The sequence below is a fragment of the Candidatus Riesia pediculicola genome (assembly GCF_002073915.1).
GTDB classification, from domain to species: domain Bacteria; phylum Pseudomonadota; class Gammaproteobacteria; order Enterobacterales; family Enterobacteriaceae; genus Riesia; species Riesia pediculicola.
In genome coordinates, this window is sequence record NZ_CP012841.1 from 303798 (window position 1) to 324281 (window position 20484).

Below are 20484 nucleotides of genomic sequence, written 5' to 3' on the forward strand. Positions count from 1 at the left end.
CTATATAAGAGCAAAAAAAAATGTTACGAACTGAAAACTATCGAATTTTAAAATTTGATCTCTGTAAATTTTTTTTTCTTCCTAACTAATAGGATTGTTCTGGTTGGAGATGGATAACCTTCTTCGGTAAAGTTTAGGTTCACATCGTTTAAATTTGTTCGAAATTGTAATAAACTTCTCTTTGACCAATCGGTTGCTCTTTGCTCTTTCTTCGAAGTAACTGATTGATTGATAATTTCTACCTCGGAAAAACCACATCTGAGTAACCAAATCTTTAACATATCAATTGAAGGAATGAAATAAATATTTTTCATTCCAGAGTATCTTTCAGCAGGAACTAAACAATTTCCATATTTTTTATGGATTGTTAAACTTTCTAATATCAATTCTCCGTCATCTTTTAATTGATTTTTTAAGTGATTTAAGTGTTCTATTGGAGATTTTTGGTGATAAATAACTCCCATTGAAAAAATTGTATCAAAAATCTTTAAATGAGGAATATTTTCAATTCGTATTGGAAGAAAATTCAAATTTTTCTTTTTCCCAATAAGCTTCTCTATAGCTTTGAATTGAAAAAAACAATAGATCGATGGATCTAATCCTATCACTGACTTTGCTTCTTTTCCAAGGATTCTCCATAGGTAATATCCATTGCCACATCCAACATCTAGAACAATTTTATCTTTTAGAGAAATGTGAGGAATGATTCTTTTCCATTTCAGATATGACTTCCACTCTGAATCAATTTTTATTCCATACATCTCAAATGGACCTTTTTTCCAAGGAGAAAGCTGGAATAATAAGTTCTTTATTCTTTTTTGTAGATGAATGTTATCTTGTTTGGTGCTTGTTACCGAAATTTTTGTTTCGATATTTAAAAAATTTGGTGTCATCTTTGGTATATTTTCAACAATTCTTTCAAAGTGATCAAATTTTTTATCGGAAAAAAATTTTTTCCAATCCTTAATTTTTTCTTTAGAATTCTGTAACCAATTTTTAAAAAAAATGATGAATATTGATTCATAAAATTTTGTAAAATTTGACATCTGTTATCTTTTAAACGCAATTAATGAAATAAAATTTAAGTATTGAAACCATAATATAAAATCGCAAAATCCAGATTGTTTTAATCTAGATCGATGTTGTTCCATGGATTCTAAGAACATAGAATTTTTTAGCATCCTTTCTTTTTGAATGACCTCTAATCTACTATATCCGTTAGATAATTTGAAATTTTTATATGCGCTTGAAAATAATTTATTTTCTTCTGGATTTTGGGATTTTATTTTTTCCGAAAGAATTAAAATTCCATTTTGATTCAATCCTTGATAAATTTTATCTATCACATATGTCTTTTTGAATGGATGAATGAATTGTAATGTAAAGTTTAGAACTATTATAGAAGCATTTTTGATATCTATTTTTAAGATATCCCTTTGAAAAATTTTTATAGAATTACTTTTCTGAATTTTTTTATAGAGTCTTTTCTTAAAATTCTTTATCATATCTTTGGAATGATCTACTGAAATGATTGTACAATTCTTATTTAATACATATTTAAGAATGGATTCTGTAACTTCTCCTATAGAACATCCAAGATCATATATATTGCTTTTTGGTTGTATGAATTTTTTAGAAAAATACCCGATTGTATTGGAAATATTTTTATATCCGGGAATAGATCGATGAGCCATATCGTGAAATACTTCCGAAACCTTTCGATCGAATCTCCAATCTTTCAAATCTTTAATTGCATTTCTAAGAATGTTATCTTTTTTTTTCATAAGTTATGATGAAAATCCATAATAAATAATTCACATAAATCTGAAATGTATGTTCGATACTATCTTCGAAAAAATCTAAATCATTATTAAATTTATATTTTTTGAAAATTAGATTAAATATGAAAATCAACCTTTCTTTTCTTCATTCTTACTATAAGAATATGATCGATATTTGAAAAAACTTCTAGGGATTTATTATCTTTTACTTAAATTCTTTTTGAAAATCCAATAATAATTTAAACTTGTTAAGATCTAATGTTTAAATCTTAAAACTTTTTTAGAGGAATTCATGTCAAGAACACATTATTGTGGAGAAGTAAATTTTTTTCATATTGGAACACGCGTAATTATTTCTGGATGGATACATAGTATTCGTCGTCTGAAAAATTTAACTTTTTTAGATATACGAGATAGAACAGGAATAATACAAGCAGTTTGCTCAAAAAAACTTTTTCCATCTATTTTTTTACAATCATTAAAGTTGAACCAAGAGTTTTGTATTAGAATATCTGGAAAAGTTCGAGAGAAAAGAAAAAAAATATCCGAAAGTGTTCTTCAGAAGAATATAGAAGTTTTGGTACATTCGATAAATATTTTGAACAATTCAAAAAATCTTCCAATAGATATCATTGGTCGAAAAATTTCTTCCGAAGAGATGCAACTAAAATACCGATACTTGTATCTTAGAAATCCAGATATGAACAAAACATTGGTTATACGGTCAGAAATTACTCATTTTATTCATCAGTTCATGCACAAAAATAAATTTGTTAATATTGAAACTCCTTACTTATCCAATCCGACTGATGGAGGAGCTAAAGATTTTTTAGTTCCGAGTAGAACGAAACATAATCATTACTATGCTTTGGCACAATCTCCTCAAATGTTCAAACAGATTTTAATGATATCTGGATTTGATCGTTATTATCAAATAGCAAAATGTTTTCGTGACGAAGACTCCAGATCAAATCGCCAGCCAGAGTTCACTCAACTCGATATGGAAATGTCATTTGTTAATTCGAAAAAAATTAAAAAAATCATAGAAAGATTCATTCGAAAGCTTTGGAAAAAGATATTAAAATATGATCTTCCAAATTGTTTTCCAACAATAACTTTTGAAGATGCGATCCAGAAATATGGAACGGATAAACCAGATCTTAGAAATCCTTTAGAATTAGTTGATATTACATACTTAACTAGTTCTTTCGATAAACCTAAGAGAAAATTTTCTAATGAAGACAGTTGTATTTTGATTCATATCAAACAAGTTCTAAAGGACATTAAATCAATTCAATTAAAGAAATATCAACAACTCAGCTTAAAGTTTAAGATTAAAAATTTTCTAATATTGGAATTTTCCTCAGACTTTTTAAATCAAACAGTAAAAAAGAATCTCTTAGGTTTTCCAGTAGAACTTTTTTATTCAATTCGATCCAATTTTCAAATAAAAGAAGGAGATGTTATTTGTGTTGGAATAGGAAAAAAACCATTATTGAATCAATTTATGGGACATCTTCGATCGAAGTTGGCAAAAGAACTGGATATTTCTGAAAAGAATGTCTGGAAACCGATATGGGTAATTGATTTTCCTATGTTTAAAGAGGAAAAAGACGGATGCTTAAAACCTGTTCACCACGTTTTCACTTCTCCTAAATTATGTGATATATCAAAACTATATTCGAATCCTATCAGAACTGTTTCTGACTCATATGACATGGTAATTAACGGACAAGAGTTGGGAAGTGGATCGGTTAGAATATATAAAAAAGAAATACAAGAAAAAATTTTTCAGATATTAAAAATTAATGAAGAAGATCAAAAAAACAGGTTTGGATTTTTTTTAGAAGCTATGCAATATGGAGTTCCACCGCATGCTGGATTTGCATTTGGGTTGGACAGAATAGTGATGTTGATGTTAAATCAAAAGAATATAAAAAATGTCATCGCTTTTCCAAAAACTACTTCTGCATCTTGTCTAATGACGAATTCTCCTAGCAAAATTTAAAGCTAAGTATTATCTTTCGTAAGAATCTCTTATATGTTTAGAAAAATTTTTAGAGATTGTCGGATGAAATATACAAATCGATATTTTCATTCATATCAATATGAAGTAAAGAATACTGGAAGTTAAAGAACTTTTTAATTATTTTTTAAAATTTTGTTTTTAAGAATAATTTTTTTCGAAAATGGTTTCGATTTGCATTAACATTGATTAAATCTCTATTTTAGAAACGTTTCTAAATTTTTTGATGAAAATTTTTTCTTCAGTTCGATTATCATAATTAGCAGATAAACTCATCACTCAGTGTATGACAGGTTTTAAAAGTGATCACTATACTTGGAATCGATCCTGGATCTTGCATCACAGGATATGGAATAGTACAAAGTCAAAAGAAAAGAATTCTTTATATAGACGGAGGATGCATTAAAAACAGATTAGCAGATATGCCAAATCGACTAAAAACGATTTATGATGGGGTTCAGAAGATTATTCACAAATATCGTCCGGATATTTTTGCTGTAGAGCAAATATTTGTTTCCAAAAATGTTAGCTCTGCGTTAAAACTTAGTCAAGCTAAAGCTGTAGCAATTTTAGCCGCTGTCAAAAATCAATTACCGATTTTTGAATATTCAACAAAGAAAGTCAGAAAATCAGTTGTTGGAACTGGATCAGCTAAGAAAGAACATATTCAATACGCGGTTCACGCGATCTTGAAATTATCTTCTCATCCTCAATCAGACATAGCAGATGCTTTAGCAGTAGCCATAGCTCATATTTTTTCTGAAAACTACAAGATTAAAAAAAAAAGATTCAAAAATAAAATATCTATTTCATACCTTGAAACTTATCATTATTAATGATGCGTTCGATTAAGAACGATTGAAATTCGTATATTCATTTCTCATCCTGTTCCTCAATCCTCTATTTATTGAGAGAGTTGTACTGTTCCGGACTATTTCAAAGAATCATTATTTTTTTTCAATAATTTTTCAATTTAATCAGAACTCTACAAGATTTGATTTTACATAAAAGTTAATAAATAGCTGATTTATCATTTATTTCTAAATAATTTCTTAATTTCCCCTTGAACTAATCTAATTTATCCCCATCTCTCATTGCATGAGAGCAATTCTTCTAGATTGTTCTTAGAAAATGATAAATGATAATAATTATACTTTGTATAGATTTTACTTATAGGAGATCTGTCGATGAAGATTCGTCCCTTACATGATCGAGTAATCGTTAAGAGAGAGGAAGTTGAATCCAAATCTACTGGTGGAATTGTTTTGACTGGTTCTGCCGCTGGTAAGTCAACTAGAGGAAGAGTACTTGCCGTAGGAAAAGGAAGGATATTAGAAAACGGAGAAAATAAACCGTTGGACGTAAAAATAGGAGATATCGTCATATTTAACGATGGGTATGGCGTAAAAACGGAAAAAATTGATAACGAAGAAGTTTTAATCATGTCAGAAAGTGATATTCTTGCGGTAGTTGAAAAATAATTACTTTCTCTTAAGTTTTCTGAACGAATGAATTAAAAGGAAAAAAAAATGGCAGCTAAAGACGTAAAATTTGGTAGTGAAGCTCGTGCAAAAATGCTAAGAGGTGTGAATATACTTGCAGATGCAGTAAAGGTAACTTTAGGTCCTAAAGGAAGGAATGTGGTTCTTGATAAATCTTTTGGAGCACCTTCTATAACAAAAGACGGAGTTTCTGTTGCTAGAGAGATAGAACTAGAAGATAAATTTGAGAACATGGGAGCTCAAATGGTAAAAGAAGTTGCTTCTAAAGCAAACGACGCTGCTGGAGACGGTACGACCACAGCGACCGTTTTAGCACAATCTATTGTCAGTGAAGGATTAAAAGCAGTAGCGGCTGGAATGAATCCGATGGATCTAAAGAGAGGAATAGATAAGGCAGTTTCTGCGGCAGTAGAAGAGTTGAAAAAGCTTTCTAAAACTTGTGACGATAATAAAGCAATCGAACAAGTTGGAACAATCTCTGCTAACTCTGATCAGTCAGTGGGAAAATTGATAGCTGATGCAATGGAAAAAGTTGGAAAAGAGGGCGTTATCACTGTAGAGGAAGGCTCTGGATTAGAAGATCAACTTGCAGTTGTCGAAGGGATGCAATTTGATAGAGGTTATCTGTCTCCTTATTTTATTAATAAGACAGATTCTGGTTCTGCAGAATTAGAGAATCCCTATATACTTCTTGTAGACAAAAAGATATCCAATATTAGAGAGCTTTTGCCTGTATTAGAAAGTGTTGCAAAATCTAGTAAACCGCTTTTGATTATTGCAGAAGATGTGGAAGGAGAAGCTTTAGCAACTCTAGTTGTAAATAATTTGAGAGGAATTGTGAAGGTAGCTGCTGTTAAGGCTCCTGGTTTTGGAGATAGAAGAAAAGCTATGCTTCAAGATATTGCTATTCTAACAAACAGTATGGTAATTTCTGAAGAAATTGGAATGGAGTTAGAAAAAGCTTCTATTGAACATCTTGGTCAAGCCAAGAGAGTTGTAATAAATAAAGATACTACAACAATAATAGATGGAATTGGAGAGAGGAGTTCTATAAGAAATAGAGTTAAACAGATAATGCAACAAAGAGACGAAGCTACTTCGGATTATGATAGAGAAAAACTTCAAGAAAGAATAGCAAAATTATCTGGAGGAGTTGCTGTCATCAAAGTGGGAGCTGCAACAGAAGTTGAGATGAAAGAAAAGAGAGCGAGAGTAGACGATGCGTTACATGCTACTCGAGCTGCAGTGGAAGAAGGAGTGGTAGCTGGAGGAGGTATTGCTTTAGTAAGAGTTGCTACAAAACTTGATCTTCTAAATGGAGAGAACGAAGATCAAACTGTTGGAATTAGAATTGCCTTGAGAGCTATGGAATCTCCAATGAGACAGATTGTAGAAAATTCTGGAGGAGAAGCTGCTGTAGTTGTTAACAATGTTAAAAAAGGAAAAAATAATTATGGATACAATGCTTCTACAGAACAGTACGGGGATATGATGGAGATGGGAATTTTAGATCCAACAAAAGTAACCAGATCCGCTCTACAATTTGCCGCTTCTATAGCCGGACTAATGATTACGACTGAAGCTATGATTACTGATCTTCCAAAAGAGGATAAATCAGAAATGAATCCTTCTTCTGGAATGGGAGGTATGGGTGGAATGATGTAAGAAGTTGGAAAAGAATTTTGTTTTATTTTTTTCTAATTTTATTTAAGTTTTTTAAATTAGAGAGAAATTGCTTTATTCAAAATAAAGAACCTAGAATCAAATCGGATTTTTTCTAGGTTCTTTTTTTTTAATTAAAAATTATTAATTTCATGTTCTCTATACGAGTTTAGTATGAATAAAATAAAATTTGGAACAAAAATTATATATCATGGAGAGCCGTATACGTGTTTAAAATCTGAATTTATTAAACCTGGAAAAGGTAAACCTTTCATAAGATTATTGATTAAAAGTTTGGTTTCTGAAAAAACTTTAGAAAAAACTTTTAAGTCCATAGAATCAATTGATGTTACAGATGATATTTCGGAAATTAAGTTAACCTATATTTACAATAATACTCAGTTTTGGTTCTTCATGAAAGAAGAAGGATATGATCAATTTCACATTGCCAAAGATAATTTAGGAGATAAGATAGATTGGATGACTAATCATCTAAAATGCGATGTAATATTCTGGAAAGATCGTTTAATCTCAGTTAAATTACCCAATTTTGTGTTTTTAAAAGTAATTAAAGTAGTGAATCAGAAACAATCTAGTGATTCTTCTTTCGGAGGGAAAGGTTGGAAACAGGTTATGCTCCAGACAGGAGCAATTATTAAGGTTCCATACTTTATTAAAGTCGGAGATATAATAAAAATTAACACAAAAAAGAGAAGCTACGAATCTAGAGAAAAAATAAACACTTGAAGATTTTTTATGGAGCTGGCGGGATTTGAACCCGCGTCCGAAAATTCTTCAGTTTGTCGTCTCTACATGTTTATTTTACCGATTTTTATTCGTTGAATATTTCTTGGTAAAATTCGAATTAATTCAACTATCCTATTTTTTCAACGTTCAGAATGATAGGAAAAACTGAACGTGTTCTCTTTTTTTATCATGTTTCTACTTACCAAAAAGAGAAAAAATAAATAGAATGCATTTTTTCAAGCTATTCTTAAATTTAGTTAAGCTGCTTGAGCATATGCATAGTTTTTAGTTTTTGCAACTATTTTTAGATTTTAACGAGAATCTGCTCGACATGCTACTTCAAACCTACTAAATTTCGTCGAATCCAATTCAGCCCCAAAAAGCAGTCCTTCTCCATATCTTAACATAAAAATTTATTTTTTAAAGTTCTCATTTTTCTGATCTTCCATTCATTTTCTTTAATTTTAATTCTTTTATCGTATTGCTTTTTTCCTTTTCCTATTCCAATCTCTATTTTGCATATATTATTTTTCCAATATAGAGATATTGCAACTGCTGTATATCCTTTACGGTTAATTAAAGAAGAAAGGAAGTAAATTTCATTTTTTTTTAATAGCAATTTTCTTGATCTTTTATTTTTTTCAAGATGGTTTAGATCTTTATTAACAGAGAAGCTTTTTTCTGAAGAAATATTCATTTCTGAAATATATGCCTCTTTATCTTTGATTTCCACATAACTTCTAGTAATGTCTACTTTTTTTTTTCTGATTGATTTCGTTTCCCATCCATACAAAACGATTCCAGCTTCAATTTTTTTTTCTATTGTATATTCATAAGAAGACTTCTTATTAAGAACAATTTTTTGAATTTTTATGTCGTTCTTTTTCATAATTTGATAGATCTTTGGTTTTGTTGTAGACACAGTTATATTTAGTTAAATATTAATTTTTATGATAATATTAAATTCTTAACTTTTTGTAAAAACTAACATTATTTTAATAAATTATAATTCACATTTTTATTGATATTTTATTCATATGATCTATTATAATTTTTATTGAATTCAGATTTATTATATTTCTCAATAAATTTTTATTTCATCTTATACCTTCTATGCCTTCTTATCAAAATTTTTGATTAATATTTTTTATATATAGATTATAAATTGTCTGAAATTAATCTGAAGTTTTAAAAGACCAATAAAATGTTCCTAAAATTTTTTTGATTTTGTCAAGAATAATCGTTTTAAAAAGAATTTTTTGATAGTTTTACTATTGAGTAACTGTTTTTTTTAAGTTTTTCCAACTTAAGGAACGTTAGTTTTATTTTCCGCTAAAAGATTACAATTTTCCCCATCCTAATTTACTTTTTAAAATTTTAAAGTAGTTAAAACGTTTTGGATGTAACAGATTAACTTTATAATTGCTTTTTTTTATTAGTACTTTATCTCCATAGCTGACAGAATATACAATTTGTCCATCACAATTAATTTCTTGATAACCTTTTCGACTTTTTATTTTCAATTGAATACAACTGTTTCCATGAACTAAGAGGGGTCTTGAGGAAATAGAATGTGGAAAGATGGATACTAAAAGAATTGCGTTTAAATTAGGAGATAATATTGGACCACCAACAGAAAGTGAATACGCTGTAGATCCAGTTGGAGTTGAAATTATTAAACCATTAGATCTTTGAAAAAATGCTAAGTTTTTATTGATAAATACTTCAAAATCAATCATATTTTTAATTTTTCTAGAATTAAAGGAAATTTCATTAATAGCTCGATCGAGGATCATCTCTTTTTTTTTCTTATTGATTTGAATTTCTAACAAAAATCTTTTTTCTTGATGAAAAGATCCGTTGAGTATTTTAGATAATTGATTCAACGCGTCTTTTGGATGTAAATCGTTGAGAAATCCTAAATTTCCATGATTAATACCAATGATTTTTTGTTCATATTTAGAAAAATTTCTTATAGCATTTAACATACTTCCATCTCCTCCTATAACGATAATTAGATCGGATTTCTCTCCCATTTCTTGTATGTTACTTAAGATAATGTTCTTATTACGTTTGATCGTATTAATAGAATCATCATCTTCAATCATTATTCTATAGTTTCTATTTTTTAACCAAGTACATAGATTTTTAAAGGTTTTCAAAACAGATGGTTGTTTGAAATAACCTACAATACCTATATTTTTAAAAAAAGATGCTTTTTTTATTTTTTTATTTAGCATAATTTTTCCTTTCTGAAAACTCATATATTCTATTGAATATCGAGCTTTTATTACTATAATAATAGGAAATTATCTGATGATTTGATAGATAAATAAGAGAAAGATATGGATACTATAAAAGAGTGCAAAAATCACGACAATGAAAAAATTTTTAAAGAAGAAATAGAAGAGAAAAAAAAATCAAAAAAAAATGATTTTAAAGAAAACTCAAAAGAATCCGATTTAAATAAAGAGAAAGAACTGTTAAGATCAGAAATAAAAAGATTGAAAGATAAGATAGATTCTTATAAGAAAAGAGAAAGAGAAATTATTTTACGTTCAAAAGCAGAAATTGAAAATATCAGACGTAGAAACGAGAAAAGTTTTGAAAAAGCTCATAAGTTTGCTTTAGAAAAGTTTTCTTATGATTTGCTTTCAGTCATAGATAATTTAGAAAGAGCTATATTATTAGAAATGAAGGAAGAAAAAAATTTTTCTTCGATGTTAGATGGAATTCAATTAACTATTCGATCATTCTTATCAGTTATCGAAAAATACGGAATTTGTCCTGTATTGGTTCAAAAAGGAGAATCTTTTGATCCTAAGCTTCATGAGGCTGTCTCAACTGTGAATTCAAAAGAATACGATCATAATCAAATAGTTGACATAGTACAGAAAGGTTATACCATTCATAACAGACTATTAAGACCCACCATGGTAATAGTCAATTCAAAAGATAATTTAAAAAAAGGTAAAATCTAATGGTAAACTCCAATCAATCAGTTTTATGTTATTTTTTTTTAAAATTTGATTGGCTTTCAAGAAATGTTTACATCCGAAAAAACCAAAATTTGCAGAAAATGGAGAAGGATGAGTAGATTCAAGAACATAATGCTTATTTCGATTTATTAGGTTTTTCTTGCTTTTGGCAAAATTTCCCCATAGTAAAAATATTACTCCTTCTTTTAAAAGACTAATTTTGGAAATTGCTTTATTTGTGAAAATTTGCCAACCGATATTCTTATGAGAGAGAGGCTTTCCTCTTTCAACTGTCAGTATGCTATTTAATAAGAATATTCCTTGTTTAGTCCATCTAGTTAAACAACCATGATTGGGTATTTTGAAACTTTTAACATTTTCTTCTAGTTCTTTGTAAATGTTTCTTAAAGAAGGAGGGATTTCTATTTTTGGAGGAACAGAAAAACATAATCCATGAGATTGATTAGGACAATGGTAAGGATCTTGTCCTAGAATTACCAATTTAATTTTATGAAACTCAGTATAATAAAATGCGTTAAAAATATCCTCATCTTTTGGATACACTTCTTTTCCAGATTTTCTTGCTTCGTTTAATTGATGAAGAATATTTAAGAAGTACTTTTTTTTACTTTCTTCTAAAATAAATTTTTTCCAGCTGAATTCAATTTTTTTTCTTTTATTTTTCATAACGGTAATTAAATCATATTTTAGAGCGTTAAAACTTTGATCAAGATGTTAGGAAAATTTTCATCAAGTTAACATTTTACAAACTTTTAAAGCAGGTAGAGTGACGAAGAATATCTTGAAAAGAGTTTCAACTCTTACAAAGATTTATATTAAGTTTATTAATCATGTTAAACCAAACAAAATATATCAGAAATTTTTCCATTATTGCTCATATAGATCATGGAAAATCTACTTTATCAGATAGAATTATTCAAATTTGTAATGGAGTTTCTGAAAAGTTCTTACGAAAGAATCGAGAAAGATTTTTAGATTCCATGGATTTAGAGAAAGAAAAGGGAATTACGATCAAATCACAAAATATTACTTTGAGATATACATCAAACAATGGAAATCAATATCAATTAAATTTAATTGATACACCTGGTCATATGGATTTCATATACGAAGTTCTTCATTCCCTATCAGCCTGTGAGGGAGCTTTGTTAGTCGTAGATGCTAAAAAAGGAATACAAGCCCAAACTTTAAACACTTTAAATCATGCCTTGAAGATGGGTTTAACAATTATACCAATCATTAATAAAATCGATTTAATCGATATAAATCTGAGTTCAATCGTACAAAATTTGAGCAAAATTAGTGGAATTGAAAAAAGTAGGTTTTTATTTTGTTCGGCTAAAACTGGATATGGAATAAAAAAAATCATAGAAAATATAATACAGAACATTCCTTCTCCAACTGGAGGAGAAAAAGATCCCTTACAAGCATTGATTATTGATTCTTGGTTTGATCAATATTTAGGAGTAATTTTTTTGATAAAAGTGAAAACAGGAAAAATCTTAAAAGGAGACCAAATCAAGATATTAGGGATTAAAAAATCTCATCTTGTGAGAAGTATTGGAATATTCAATCCAAATAGAACAGAGAGTAAAAAATTGATTAGTGGAGAAATAGGTTGGATATCATGTAAAATAAAAAATATCAACGAAAAGCTCGTTGGAAGGATGATTTTTCATTCTTCTCATCTAAAAGTTTCTGAGAGCTCTTCGAATTTGGAATCTAAAAAAATTCAATCTCAAATTTATTCAAATTTATTTCCGAAAGATCCAGGATCGTATTCTCTATTGAAAGACGCATTAATTAAATTGCGTCTTAATGACTTTTCTTTGTGTTTTTCAGAAGAATGCTCAGATTTTTTTGGAAATGGGTTTAATTGCGGTTTTTTGGGATTATTTCATTTAGAAATTACAAAAGAAAGGTTAATAAGGGAATATAAGATAGAAGTAATTTCTACTTTTCCGAGATTAACTTATGAAATTGAACTAAAAAGTAAAGAAATATTGCATTTGAAGGATCCTGAAAAGATATCCAACTTTAAAGGAATCAGAGAAATTCGAGAACCAATATCTCAATGCAAAATATTAGTTCCAAAGGAATATATTGGAAAAATTATAGATTTATGTTCTAAAAAAAGAGGGGTACAGACTGACTCTCTTTACTTAGATGATCAAGTTTTACTGACTTATGAAGTTCCAACTTACGAAGTAATATCTAATTTTTTCGATCTCTTAAAATCAGTTTCTAAAGGATACGCTTCTTTAGAGCATCATTTTATTCGATTTAAAAAAGAAAAAATAGTTTGTGTGAATATATTAATTAATGGAAAGAAAATAGATTGTCTTTCTTCAATGATTCATCAAAAGAAATCAAAAAAACATGCTGAAAAAATTATAAAAATTATCACCGAATCTTTCCCGAGACAACAGTTCAACGTAATTATCCAAGCAGCTATTGGAAAAATTATCGTTTCAAGATCCGAAATCAAACCTTTTCGAAAAAATGTTCTCTCAAGATGTCACGGAGGAGATTCTTCCAGAAAGATGAAGCTTTTAGGTAAGCAAAAAAAAGGAAAAAAAAAGATGAAGAAGTTTGCACGTTGGACATTGTCTAGATCTATTCTCTTATCTCTTAAGAAGATGTACGATGCTTAATTTTGAAGGAAAAAGATGTCAGAATTATTCTCTATTTTTTTAAATTTTATTATAATTTTAAGTGGTTTACTTTGGTTATTTTTTCGAGTTAATTCTATTATAAAAAAAAAAATTAAAAAAAGTTCATTAATTCTTAAGAAAAATGATTCGTTTTTTAAAATCAATTACCTTTCTTCCTTTTCATCTGTTTTCCCTTTATTAATTACTGTGTTTTTAGTTCGTTCTTTTTTATATGAACCATTTCAGATTCCTTCTGGATCCATGATTCCTTCATTATTAGTTGGAGATTTCATATTGGTAAAAAAGTTTTCTTATAGATTGATTAATCCTATCAATCAATCTACTATCTTTAAGATTAAGGATCCAAAAAGAGGAGATATTGTAGTTTTTAGATACCCGATGAATAAAAAAATGAATTTTGTGAAGAGGATAATAGGTATTCCTGGAGATAAAATAATTTATGATCCTGAAAGAAAAGAACTAAAAATTTTTCCAAACTATTTAAAAAATTCTCAAAAAAATTGTATTCCGATCGAATATTCCTTAAAGAAAGAAAGTGAGTGGGTTTTATTTACAGACGATGTATTCTTTCGCAATCAGCAAAGTCATCATAAAATCTCAGTATATGACCAAATTCCCAAAAATTCCTTAAGACAAGAAGAAAGAGTAGAAAGAATAGACCGCAAAAAAAGTTATACTATTCTGTTAACTCCTGGAACATATGTAGAGTCATACTATAAACAAAAGTTCATGTCAAAAAATCAATGGATCATTCCAAAAAAGAATTACTTTGTAATGGGAGATAATAGAGATAATAGTTCGGATAGTAGAAACTGGGGAACTATTACAGAAGATGATCTGATAGGAGAGGTCACCATGATTTGGTTCAGCTTGAATAAAGTAGAACATCAATGGCCAAATGGAATTCGATTGAAGAGAATTGGAAAAATATGCTGATTTTACTTATTGGAAGAAGAAATAATTTGAATTATACTTTCAAAAAATTACGAATTATTAATTAGAAAATTTTCTTATATGAAACATAAATTTGATTTATTCTGGAAAGATAAAGATATTATAATGTTACAAAAGAATATCGGATATCGATTCAACCATTTAGATTTTTTATATCAATCATTAACTCATCGAAGTACGAATCTGTCTCATAATGAAAGGTTAGAATTTTTAGGTGACTCCATATTAAATCTAATTATCTCAAAATTTCTCTACGATGAATTTCTCTCGAAGAATGAAGGAGAAATGAGTAGAACGAGATCTAATTTGGTCAAAGAAGGTACACTATCAGATATTGCTAATCAATTAGGAATAGGAAGTTTCATAAATTTAGGGTTGGGAGAAATTAAAAATCATGGTTTTTTAAAAAGATCGATACTTTCAAATGCTTTAGAAGCCATCATAGGAGCCATATTTTTGGATAGTGGTAGTAATATAAAAACAATAGAAAATGTTATAATGAACTGGTATCGTAACCATGCAGATCTCATCAATCTTTCGAGAGATGAAAAAGATCCAAAAACTAAATTGCAAGAACATTTACAGAAGTTTCATTTACCATTGCCGAAATATGAACTCTTAAAGAGTGTAGGGTACGATCATGAAAAACAATTTACAATCGTTTGTAAAGTTTTTGGATTTCGGAAATCTGATCATTTCATCACTATTGGGACTGGAAAAAAATACAAAGAAGCAGAAAAACTAGCAGCAAAACACATGTTCGATAAGATTGTAAATTATCATTTTTAAAATTTAAATCAAATTGAAAAGAAAGATAACCATTCAATGTTGAATTTTAATTAAATTGAAAAACGAACAATATAAAAATGAAGATTTTTTCATGATTAGATAACAAATCATTAAAAAAAATACGATTATACAATATTAAAAACAAAATCAGACTACTTAAATATGAAAAAAATATATCTTGGGGTGAACGTAGATCATGTCGCTACTATTAGAAATAGAAGAATGGAAAGATATCCAGATCCAGTTCGTTTCGCTATTTTAGCGGAAGAGTACGGAGTAGATAGTATTACAGTTCATTTAAGAGAAGATCAAAGACATATTACAGAAAATGATGTTCATCGACTTTCTCAGGTTCTTCAAACGAGAATGAATTTAGAAATGTCGATTTCAAAAAAAATAGTCAACTTTGCTCGTATTGTAAAGCCGAATTCTTGCTGTTTGGTCCCAGAAAGAAGAGAGGAGATTACTACAGAAGGAGGTTTGAACGTGTATCATCAAAAAGATGAAGTACGAGAAGTCGTAGAAAAACTCAAGAGTTCAGGAATAGTAGTTTCTTTATTCATTGAACCAAAAAGAGATCAGATAGATGCTTCAATAGAAGCAGGAGCTGATGCAGTAGAGTTTCATACTGGTTTCTATTCCAATTCAAGAAACCTTCATGAATCCCAAGAAGAACTTAGAAAAATCATAAGTTCTGCAACTTACGCTCGATCTAAAGGATTAATTGTTAACGCTGGGCATGGTTTAACCTATCAGAATGTTTTTGATATTGCTAAAATATATGAAATTCATGAATTAAATATAGGATACTCTATTGTTAGTAGATCACTTTTTGTTGGGTTAAAAAATGCTATTAAAGAGATGAAGAGAATTCTTCATGAGGCAAGAAAAAGAAATGTCAATAATAGGTCTGGGTGTTGATTTAATAAAAATTGAAAGGATTAGAAAAATTATTTTTGTTTATAAAAATAAATTTGCAAGAAGGATATTATCAAAGAGAGAATGGATCGAGTATCAAAATTATAAAAAGGATAAGGCGGAATTTCTCGCAAAACGATTTTCTGTAAAAGAAGCAGTTTCAAAGGCTTTGGGAACTGGTATGAGTTCAGGGATTTTTTTTAATCAAATTGAAATATTACATGAAAAAAATACAGGAAAACCTATCCTAAATCCTTTGGGAAATTTGAAATTATTCTTTAAAAAATTAGGAATCCACAACACTATGATATCCATCTCTGATGAAAAGAATTATGCGTTTAGTATTGTAACGATGGAAAAATGAAGCGGATAAGAGAAGAAATCTTAAAATTCTGGAAAATTTTTCGTTACAATAGCTTTTTTAATTGGACAAACCTCTCTACAGATCGGTCTTTTGATCTCAAGGCAATTGTCGCAAACTAATTCATCAATGTAATAATTTCTATTTCTGATTGAAATAGCTTCTTTCGGGCAAACCATTTCACACATCCCACATTGAACACACTTTTTATTTATACGATACATTATGATGATTCTCCTCTCTTCTAAGAGAACTTTAATTCAGTTTTCGTAAACTTTAAAAATTTACTTTTCATGATTTTTAAATCATATTCTTACATTTTAATTTAATCTCGATGATTATAGAACAAAAACCAAGTAAAAATCAGTTGAAAAAAGACTTTTTTTGGATGAATAAATCACTTGATTTAGCAAAAAAATCTGAAATTTTAGGAGAAATTCCGATAGGAGCGGTTCTTATCTATCAGGATAATATAGTTGCTTCTAGTGGCAATGAAGTGATTCTTCGAAATGATCCATCTGCACATGCAGAGATTATAGTTATTAGAGAAGGAGCAAAACATTTTAAAAACTATCGTCTAAAGGAGAACTTAACTATTTATGTCACTATTTTTCCATGTATTATGTGTATGGGAGCTATATTCCAATCAAGAATTAGTAGAGTGGTTTATGGATCAGAGAATTATAAGAATAATTTATCTTTTTTTCTTTTCGAAAAGAATAATACGAATATTTCTATGAATTACGGACATATCACGGTATACGGTGGAATTTTATCTAGAAGTTGTTCTTCTATATTGAAAAACTTTTTTAAAAAAAGAAGAAATTTGATCCAACCAAAAAAATTTTGATGTTCAATTTTATACCTTTAAGAACATCTTGAAAATTTTACTATTTTTCTTCTTCATCAATCAATTTCTTTTTTTCATTTCGATTCGATCGAAACATAATGTTATCCAATATTTAAAAAAAATTTTGATGATTTTAAAAGAGTATAAGGTAATTCATTATGAAAAATAAGATTAAGGTTGTATTAGTTCAAATGAATTCAAAGTTAGGAGATATAAAACAAAACTTTGATAAGATAAAGAGACAAATTGAAAAATTTAAGAAGAAAAAACCAAATATCATAGTCTTCCCAGAGTTATCTTTAATTGGTTTTTGTCCAGATTTATTGAACTATCATCCCTATCCAGATTTTTACAAGACATGCTGTTTTTACATGTCGAAAATATGCAAATTGAGTAATAAAGATACGATAGTAGTTGTTGGTCACTTTTTTAAAGTTCGAAACAAATTTTATAACGTCTTATCTTGTTTCCAAAGTAAAAAACTATTGACTAGGTTTCTTAAAGATGACTTTCAGAGTAATAACTCAAAAAAAAATATTAATCATTTTTATAAAAGATATGAAAGCATTCTCATCATTAATGGATACAGGATATCATTTTTAATAGGAGAGGACATCTTTTCAAGAGAAAAAATTTATAATGAAAAGAAAAAAAAGATAGATCTTTTATTTTTAATTTGTTCTTTTCCTTATTCTTTTAGGAAGAATAGAGTATCAGATAATTTTTTAAAAAAAATGAGTACCGAAATGAAGATCAGAATAGTATATCTGAATTCAGTAGGAGGACAAGATGAACTGATATTTGAAGGTAATTCAAGATACTTTGATCAAGTTGGAAGATCATTCTGTCTCATTCCTTATTTTCTGGAAAAAAGCTGTTTTTTCACAATCGATCGTAATTCAATTTCTTTTAAAGAGCAGTTTTCTCATCATCGATCAAAAATTTCTAGGTTATATGACGCATTAGTTTTATCCACTCGAGATTATGTCAACAAAAATCATTTTTTAGGAATTGTCATTGGTTTATCTGGAGGGATAGATTCCGCTTTATCTTTATCCATCGCAATCGATGCAATCGGTAAAGAATCTGTTAAGGCCATCATGATGCCTTCTATTAATACTTCTCAAGAAAGTATAGAAGATGCCAAGAAACAATGCGAATTAGTTGGTACAACTTTAGAAGTTATTTCCATTCAGAAGATTTTTGAGCAATTTTCTTGTCAACTTAAAAAAATGTTTAAGAGTTTGAAATGTGTAGTTTTAGAAAATCTTCAAGCTCGTTGTCGAGCAGTATTTTTAATGGGAATATCTAATCAAAATAGATATCTGCTTCTTTCCACAAGCAACAGGAGTGAGCTTTATACCGGATATACTACAATTTACGGAGATATGTCAGGAGGATTCGCTCCTTTGAAAGATATTCCAAAAACGATCGTATTTAGTTTGTCAAAATATCGAAATACTATCAATAAAGTGATTCCGGAAAATATCATTTTAAAAAAGCCAACCTCAGAATTGAGAAAGAAAGGATTCGATGAAGATGATCTTCCTAAATACTCTCTTCTTGATGAAATTCTCTTTTATTACATCGATAAAAAATATTCAATTCAAAAGATACTCTCGAAAATACCTCTAAAAAATGAATCGATACTCGAAGTTATTAAACTGTTTCATTCGAACGAATTTAAAAGAAAACAATCTCCTATCGGTCCTATTTTATTTTCAAATAAGACAACTTTCGAAAAAACGTATCCGGTCAATCATACTTCTTTTCTATCTTCATTTTTGAAATAGTTTAAAAGATCTTGAAAAAAATCTTATAAAAGTTCGATAGAAATTTTGGCAAAAACTTTGATTTTTCAAGAGATCGATTATTTTCAGTCAATTTTTTTATTTTCATCGGAAATGTTGTTATGTTATCATTGAAATTTGTATTCTATGAGGAAACAAAATGCTTTTAAATCAGAAAACAATTCAGAAATATGATGAGGAAGTGTGGACTTTTCTAAAAAAAGAAATTGAAAGGCAAGAAAATCAAATCGGACTGATCGCTTCGGAAAATTATGCCAGTCGAGCTGTAATGGAAGCGCAGGGATCAACTCTGACGAACAAATACGCAGAAGGATATCCGAAGGACAGATATTATGGAGGGTGTCAGAATATCGATTCGATTGAAAATTTGGCAGTTGAGAGAGCTAAAAAACTTTTTGAAGTGGATTTTGCCAATGTTCAACCTCATTCTGGTTCCCAAGCGAATTCAGCGATTTACATGTCTGTATTAAATGTAGGAGATACGATCTTGTCTATGAACCTGAAAGATGGAGGGCATTTAACTCACGGTTCTTCTTTTAATTTTTCTGGAAAATTATATAACTTTGTTCATTATGGATTGAAAAAAGATGGAAAGATAAACTATGAAGAAATTTTACAAAAGGCGAATTTTTATCGACCAAAAATGATTGTAGCTGGTTTTTCTTCTTATTCTAGAACAATCAATTGGAAAAAGATTCGGGAAATTGCAGATGAAGTTAATTCTTATTTTTTAGCAGATATTTCACATGTTGCAGGATTGATAGCTTCTGGAATTTATCCAAACCCATCAAAATATTCGCATTTCATGACTTCTACTACACATAAAACTCTTGGAGGTCCAAGAGGAGGTTTGATCCTTGCTAAAGGAGGTTCACCAGAACTGTATCGAAAGATCAATTCTTCTGTATTTCCAGGATCTCAAGGAGGACCTTTGATGCATGTTATAGCTGGAAAAGCAGTTGCCTTCAAAGAAGCCATGGAGCCTAAGTTTAGAGATTATCAAAAACAAATTGTGAAAAACGCACAGTCTATGGTAAAAGTTTTTCTTGGTAATCGATATCAAGTTGTTTCCGGCGGTACTGACAGTCATCTCTTTGTCTTGAATTTGAAAGATCATTCTATTTCTGGAAAAATCGCTGAATCTCGTTTGGAACTGGCTAACATTATCGTAAACAAGAACTATGTTCCACACGATTCTAAAGGTTCAAAAGATACTTCTGGAATTAGGATAGGAACTTCTTCGATTACCAGACGAGGATTTACTGAAAAAGAATCGAGAATAGTATCGAATTGGATATGCGAGATATTAAATAACATTCGAAATGATGAAGTCATTCAAAAAATAAGAAAAAAAGTTTTAGAAATGACCAAAAGATTTCCAGTATATCACCATCTTTAAAAAAATATTG

Annotated in this window: 20 protein-coding genes and 1 other RNA gene; 14 read left to right on the forward strand and 7 right to left on the reverse strand. The window is 29.0% G+C overall.

Translation table 11 applies throughout. The annotated features are described in order from the left end of the window. Positions 1 to 47: 47 nt before the first annotated feature. Entirely contained in the window at positions 48 to 1046 is a 999-nt protein-coding gene (gene cmoB / locus AOE55_RS01395) for a tRNA 5-methoxyuridine(34)/uridine 5-oxyacetic acid(34) synthase CmoB (protein WP_013087827.1), read from the reverse strand. Between the two features lie 3 nt (positions 1047 to 1049). Beyond that, positions 1050 to 1784: a carboxy-S-adenosyl-L-methionine synthase CmoA gene (gene cmoA, locus AOE55_RS01400; RefSeq protein ID WP_013087535.1), complete on the reverse strand. Its 735-nt coding sequence runs from the start codon at positions 1782 to 1784 to the stop codon at positions 1050 to 1052. Between the two features lie 289 nt (positions 1785 to 2073). Between cmoA and aspS the strand changes: the two genes are divergently transcribed. From aspS to AOE55_RS01425, 5 genes are all read left to right on the forward strand, one after another. Beyond that, positions 2074 to 3789 (forward strand): aspartate--tRNA ligase, encoded by a 1716-nt coding sequence (gene aspS, locus AOE55_RS01405; protein ID WP_013087488.1) that lies wholly within the window; start codon positions 2074 to 2076, stop codon positions 3787 to 3789. Between the two features lie 320 nt (positions 3790 to 4109). Further along, on the forward strand, positions 4110 to 4643 hold the full coding sequence (gene ruvC / locus AOE55_RS01410; protein WP_013087422.1) for a crossover junction endodeoxyribonuclease RuvC: 534 nt from the start codon (positions 4110 to 4112) through the stop codon (positions 4641 to 4643). 351 nt (positions 4644 to 4994) lie between these two features. Further along, positions 4995 to 5288, forward strand: coding sequence for a co-chaperone GroES (locus tag AOE55_RS01415; RefSeq protein ID WP_013087718.1), 294 nt, complete (start codon positions 4995 to 4997; stop codon positions 5286 to 5288). Between the two features lie 48 nt (positions 5289 to 5336). Further along, positions 5337 to 6974, forward strand: coding sequence for a chaperonin GroEL (groL, locus tag AOE55_RS01420; protein ID WP_013087528.1), 1638 nt, complete (start codon positions 5337 to 5339; stop codon positions 6972 to 6974). A 171-nt stretch (positions 6975 to 7145) separates the two neighbouring features. Beyond that, positions 7146 to 7718: an elongation factor P gene (locus AOE55_RS01425; RefSeq protein WP_013087848.1), complete on the forward strand. Its 573-nt coding sequence runs from the start codon at positions 7146 to 7148 to the stop codon at positions 7716 to 7718. Between the two features lie 7 nt (positions 7719 to 7725). Here the strand turns inward: AOE55_RS01425 and ssrA are convergent. The 3 genes from ssrA to AOE55_RS01440 form a co-directional block, all read right to left on the reverse strand. Continuing rightward, positions 7726 to 8095: a transfer-messenger RNA gene (gene ssrA, locus AOE55_RS01430) on the reverse strand. A 23-nt stretch (positions 8096 to 8118) separates the two neighbouring features. Next, a complete protein-coding gene (gene smpB / locus AOE55_RS01435) occupies positions 8119 to 8640 on the reverse strand; it encodes an SsrA-binding protein SmpB (RefSeq protein ID WP_225995196.1) in 522 nt (173 codons plus the stop codon). 418 nt (positions 8641 to 9058) lie between these two features. Continuing rightward, positions 9059 to 9958: an NAD(+) kinase gene (locus AOE55_RS01440; RefSeq protein WP_041855251.1), complete on the reverse strand. Its 900-nt coding sequence runs from the start codon at positions 9956 to 9958 to the stop codon at positions 9059 to 9061. A gap of 105 nt (positions 9959 to 10063) precedes the next feature. On the opposite strand from AOE55_RS01440, the gene grpE reads away from it, so the two are divergent. Further along, complete coding sequence (gene grpE / locus AOE55_RS01445) at positions 10064 to 10699, forward strand: nucleotide exchange factor GrpE (RefSeq protein WP_013087573.1); 636 nt, start codon at positions 10064 to 10066, stop codon at positions 10697 to 10699. On the opposite strand, the gene ung is transcribed toward grpE, so the two are convergent. Continuing rightward, positions 10679 to 11383, reverse strand: a complete 705-nt coding sequence (gene ung / locus AOE55_RS01450) for a uracil-DNA glycosylase (protein WP_013087816.1) — start codon at positions 11381 to 11383, stop codon at positions 10679 to 10681. The genes grpE and ung overlap by 21 nt on opposite strands. A gap of 164 nt (positions 11384 to 11547) precedes the next feature. Here ung and lepA point away from each other — a divergent pair, with 164 nt between their 5' ends. The 5 genes from lepA (at position 11548) to acpS (ending at position 16417) form a co-directional block, all read left to right on the forward strand. Further along, positions 11548 to 13371: a translation elongation factor 4 gene (gene lepA, locus AOE55_RS01455; protein WP_013087711.1), complete on the forward strand. Its 1824-nt coding sequence runs from the start codon at positions 11548 to 11550 to the stop codon at positions 13369 to 13371. A gap of 15 nt (positions 13372 to 13386) precedes the next feature. Further along, the gene (gene lepB, locus AOE55_RS01460; protein ID WP_013087713.1) at positions 13387 to 14328 is read left to right on the forward strand and encodes a signal peptidase I; all 942 of its coding nucleotides are present in this window, start codon (positions 13387 to 13389) and stop codon (positions 14326 to 14328) included. A 78-nt stretch (positions 14329 to 14406) separates the two neighbouring features. Further along, positions 14407 to 15135 (forward strand): ribonuclease III, encoded by a 729-nt coding sequence (rnc, locus tag AOE55_RS01465; protein WP_049821640.1) that lies wholly within the window; start codon positions 14407 to 14409, stop codon positions 15133 to 15135. Between the two features lie 162 nt (positions 15136 to 15297). Beyond that, on the forward strand, positions 15298 to 16056 hold the full coding sequence (pdxJ, locus tag AOE55_RS01470) for a pyridoxine 5'-phosphate synthase (RefSeq protein ID WP_013087580.1): 759 nt from the start codon (positions 15298 to 15300) through the stop codon (positions 16054 to 16056). Continuing rightward, complete coding sequence (gene acpS, locus AOE55_RS01475) at positions 16013 to 16417, forward strand: holo-ACP synthase (protein ID WP_013087506.1); 405 nt, start codon at positions 16013 to 16015, stop codon at positions 16415 to 16417. The genes pdxJ and acpS overlap by 44 nt, the downstream gene beginning before the upstream one ends. A gap of 20 nt (positions 16418 to 16437) precedes the next feature. Here the strand turns inward: acpS and AOE55_RS01480 are convergent, their stop codons facing one another. Continuing rightward, on the reverse strand, positions 16438 to 16638 hold the full coding sequence (locus tag AOE55_RS01480; RefSeq protein ID WP_013087469.1) for a 4Fe-4S binding protein: 201 nt from the start codon (positions 16636 to 16638) through the stop codon (positions 16438 to 16440). A 110-nt stretch (positions 16639 to 16748) separates the two neighbouring features. Here AOE55_RS01480 and AOE55_RS01485 point away from each other — a divergent pair, with 110 nt between their 5' ends. From AOE55_RS01485 to AOE55_RS01495, 3 genes are all read left to right on the forward strand, one after another. Then, on the forward strand, positions 16749 to 17264 hold the full coding sequence (locus tag AOE55_RS01485; protein ID WP_013087899.1) for a nucleoside deaminase: 516 nt from the start codon (positions 16749 to 16751) through the stop codon (positions 17262 to 17264). Positions 17265 to 17422: 158 nt separating this feature from the next. Beyond that, complete coding sequence (locus AOE55_RS01490) at positions 17423 to 19057, forward strand: NAD+ synthase (RefSeq protein WP_080611717.1); 1635 nt, start codon at positions 17423 to 17425, stop codon at positions 19055 to 19057. Positions 19058 to 19214: 157 nt separating this feature from the next. Next, the gene (locus AOE55_RS01495) at positions 19215 to 20474 is read left to right on the forward strand and encodes a serine hydroxymethyltransferase (protein ID WP_013087766.1); all 1260 of its coding nucleotides are present in this window, start codon (positions 19215 to 19217) and stop codon (positions 20472 to 20474) included. Positions 20475 to 20484: the final 10 nt, after the last annotated feature.

What these genes read in the sequence shown, in the direction of transcription:
- cmoB (WP_013087827.1), bottom strand. Translation starts at nt 1,046, where the DNA reads ATGTCAAATTTTACAAAATTTTATGAATCAATATTCATCATTTTTTTT.
- cmoA (WP_013087535.1), bottom strand. Translation starts at nt 1,784, where the DNA reads ATGAAAAAAAAAGATAACATTCTTAGAAATGCAATTAAAGATTTGAAA.
- aspS (WP_013087488.1), top strand. Translation starts at nt 2,074, where the DNA reads ATGTCAAGAACACATTATTGTGGAGAAGTAAATTTTTTTCATATTGGA.
- AOE55_RS01415 (WP_013087718.1), top strand. Translation starts at nt 4,995, where the DNA reads ATGAAGATTCGTCCCTTACATGATCGAGTAATCGTTAAGAGAGAGGAA.
- groL (WP_013087528.1), top strand. Translation starts at nt 5,337, where the DNA reads ATGGCAGCTAAAGACGTAAAATTTGGTAGTGAAGCTCGTGCAAAAATG.
- AOE55_RS01425 (WP_013087848.1), top strand. Translation starts at nt 7,146, where the DNA reads ATGAATAAAATAAAATTTGGAACAAAAATTATATATCATGGAGAGCCG.
- AOE55_RS01440 (WP_041855251.1), bottom strand. Translation starts at nt 9,958, where the DNA reads ATGCTAAATAAAAAAATAAAAAAAGCATCTTTTTTTAAAAATATAGGT.
- grpE (WP_013087573.1), top strand. Translation starts at nt 10,064, where the DNA reads ATGGATACTATAAAAGAGTGCAAAAATCACGACAATGAAAAAATTTTT.
- ung (WP_013087816.1), bottom strand. Translation starts at nt 11,383, where the DNA reads ATGAAAAATAAAAGAAAAAAAATTGAATTCAGCTGGAAAAAATTTATT.
- lepA (WP_013087711.1), top strand. Translation starts at nt 11,548, where the DNA reads ATGTTAAACCAAACAAAATATATCAGAAATTTTTCCATTATTGCTCAT.
- lepB (WP_013087713.1), top strand. Translation starts at nt 13,387, where the DNA reads ATGTCAGAATTATTCTCTATTTTTTTAAATTTTATTATAATTTTAAGT.
- rnc (WP_049821640.1), top strand. Translation starts at nt 14,407, where the DNA reads ATGAAACATAAATTTGATTTATTCTGGAAAGATAAAGATATTATAATG.
- pdxJ (WP_013087580.1), top strand. Translation starts at nt 15,298, where the DNA reads ATGAAAAAAATATATCTTGGGGTGAACGTAGATCATGTCGCTACTATT.
- acpS (WP_013087506.1), top strand. Translation starts at nt 16,013, where the DNA reads ATGAGGCAAGAAAAAGAAATGTCAATAATAGGTCTGGGTGTTGATTTA.
- AOE55_RS01480 (WP_013087469.1), bottom strand. Translation starts at nt 16,638, where the DNA reads ATGTATCGTATAAATAAAAAGTGTGTTCAATGTGGGATGTGTGAAATG.
- AOE55_RS01485 (WP_013087899.1), top strand. Translation starts at nt 16,749, where the DNA reads ATGATTATAGAACAAAAACCAAGTAAAAATCAGTTGAAAAAAGACTTT.
- AOE55_RS01490 (WP_080611717.1), top strand. Translation starts at nt 17,423, where the DNA reads ATGAAAAATAAGATTAAGGTTGTATTAGTTCAAATGAATTCAAAGTTA.
- AOE55_RS01495 (WP_013087766.1), top strand. Translation starts at nt 19,215, where the DNA reads ATGCTTTTAAATCAGAAAACAATTCAGAAATATGATGAGGAAGTGTGG.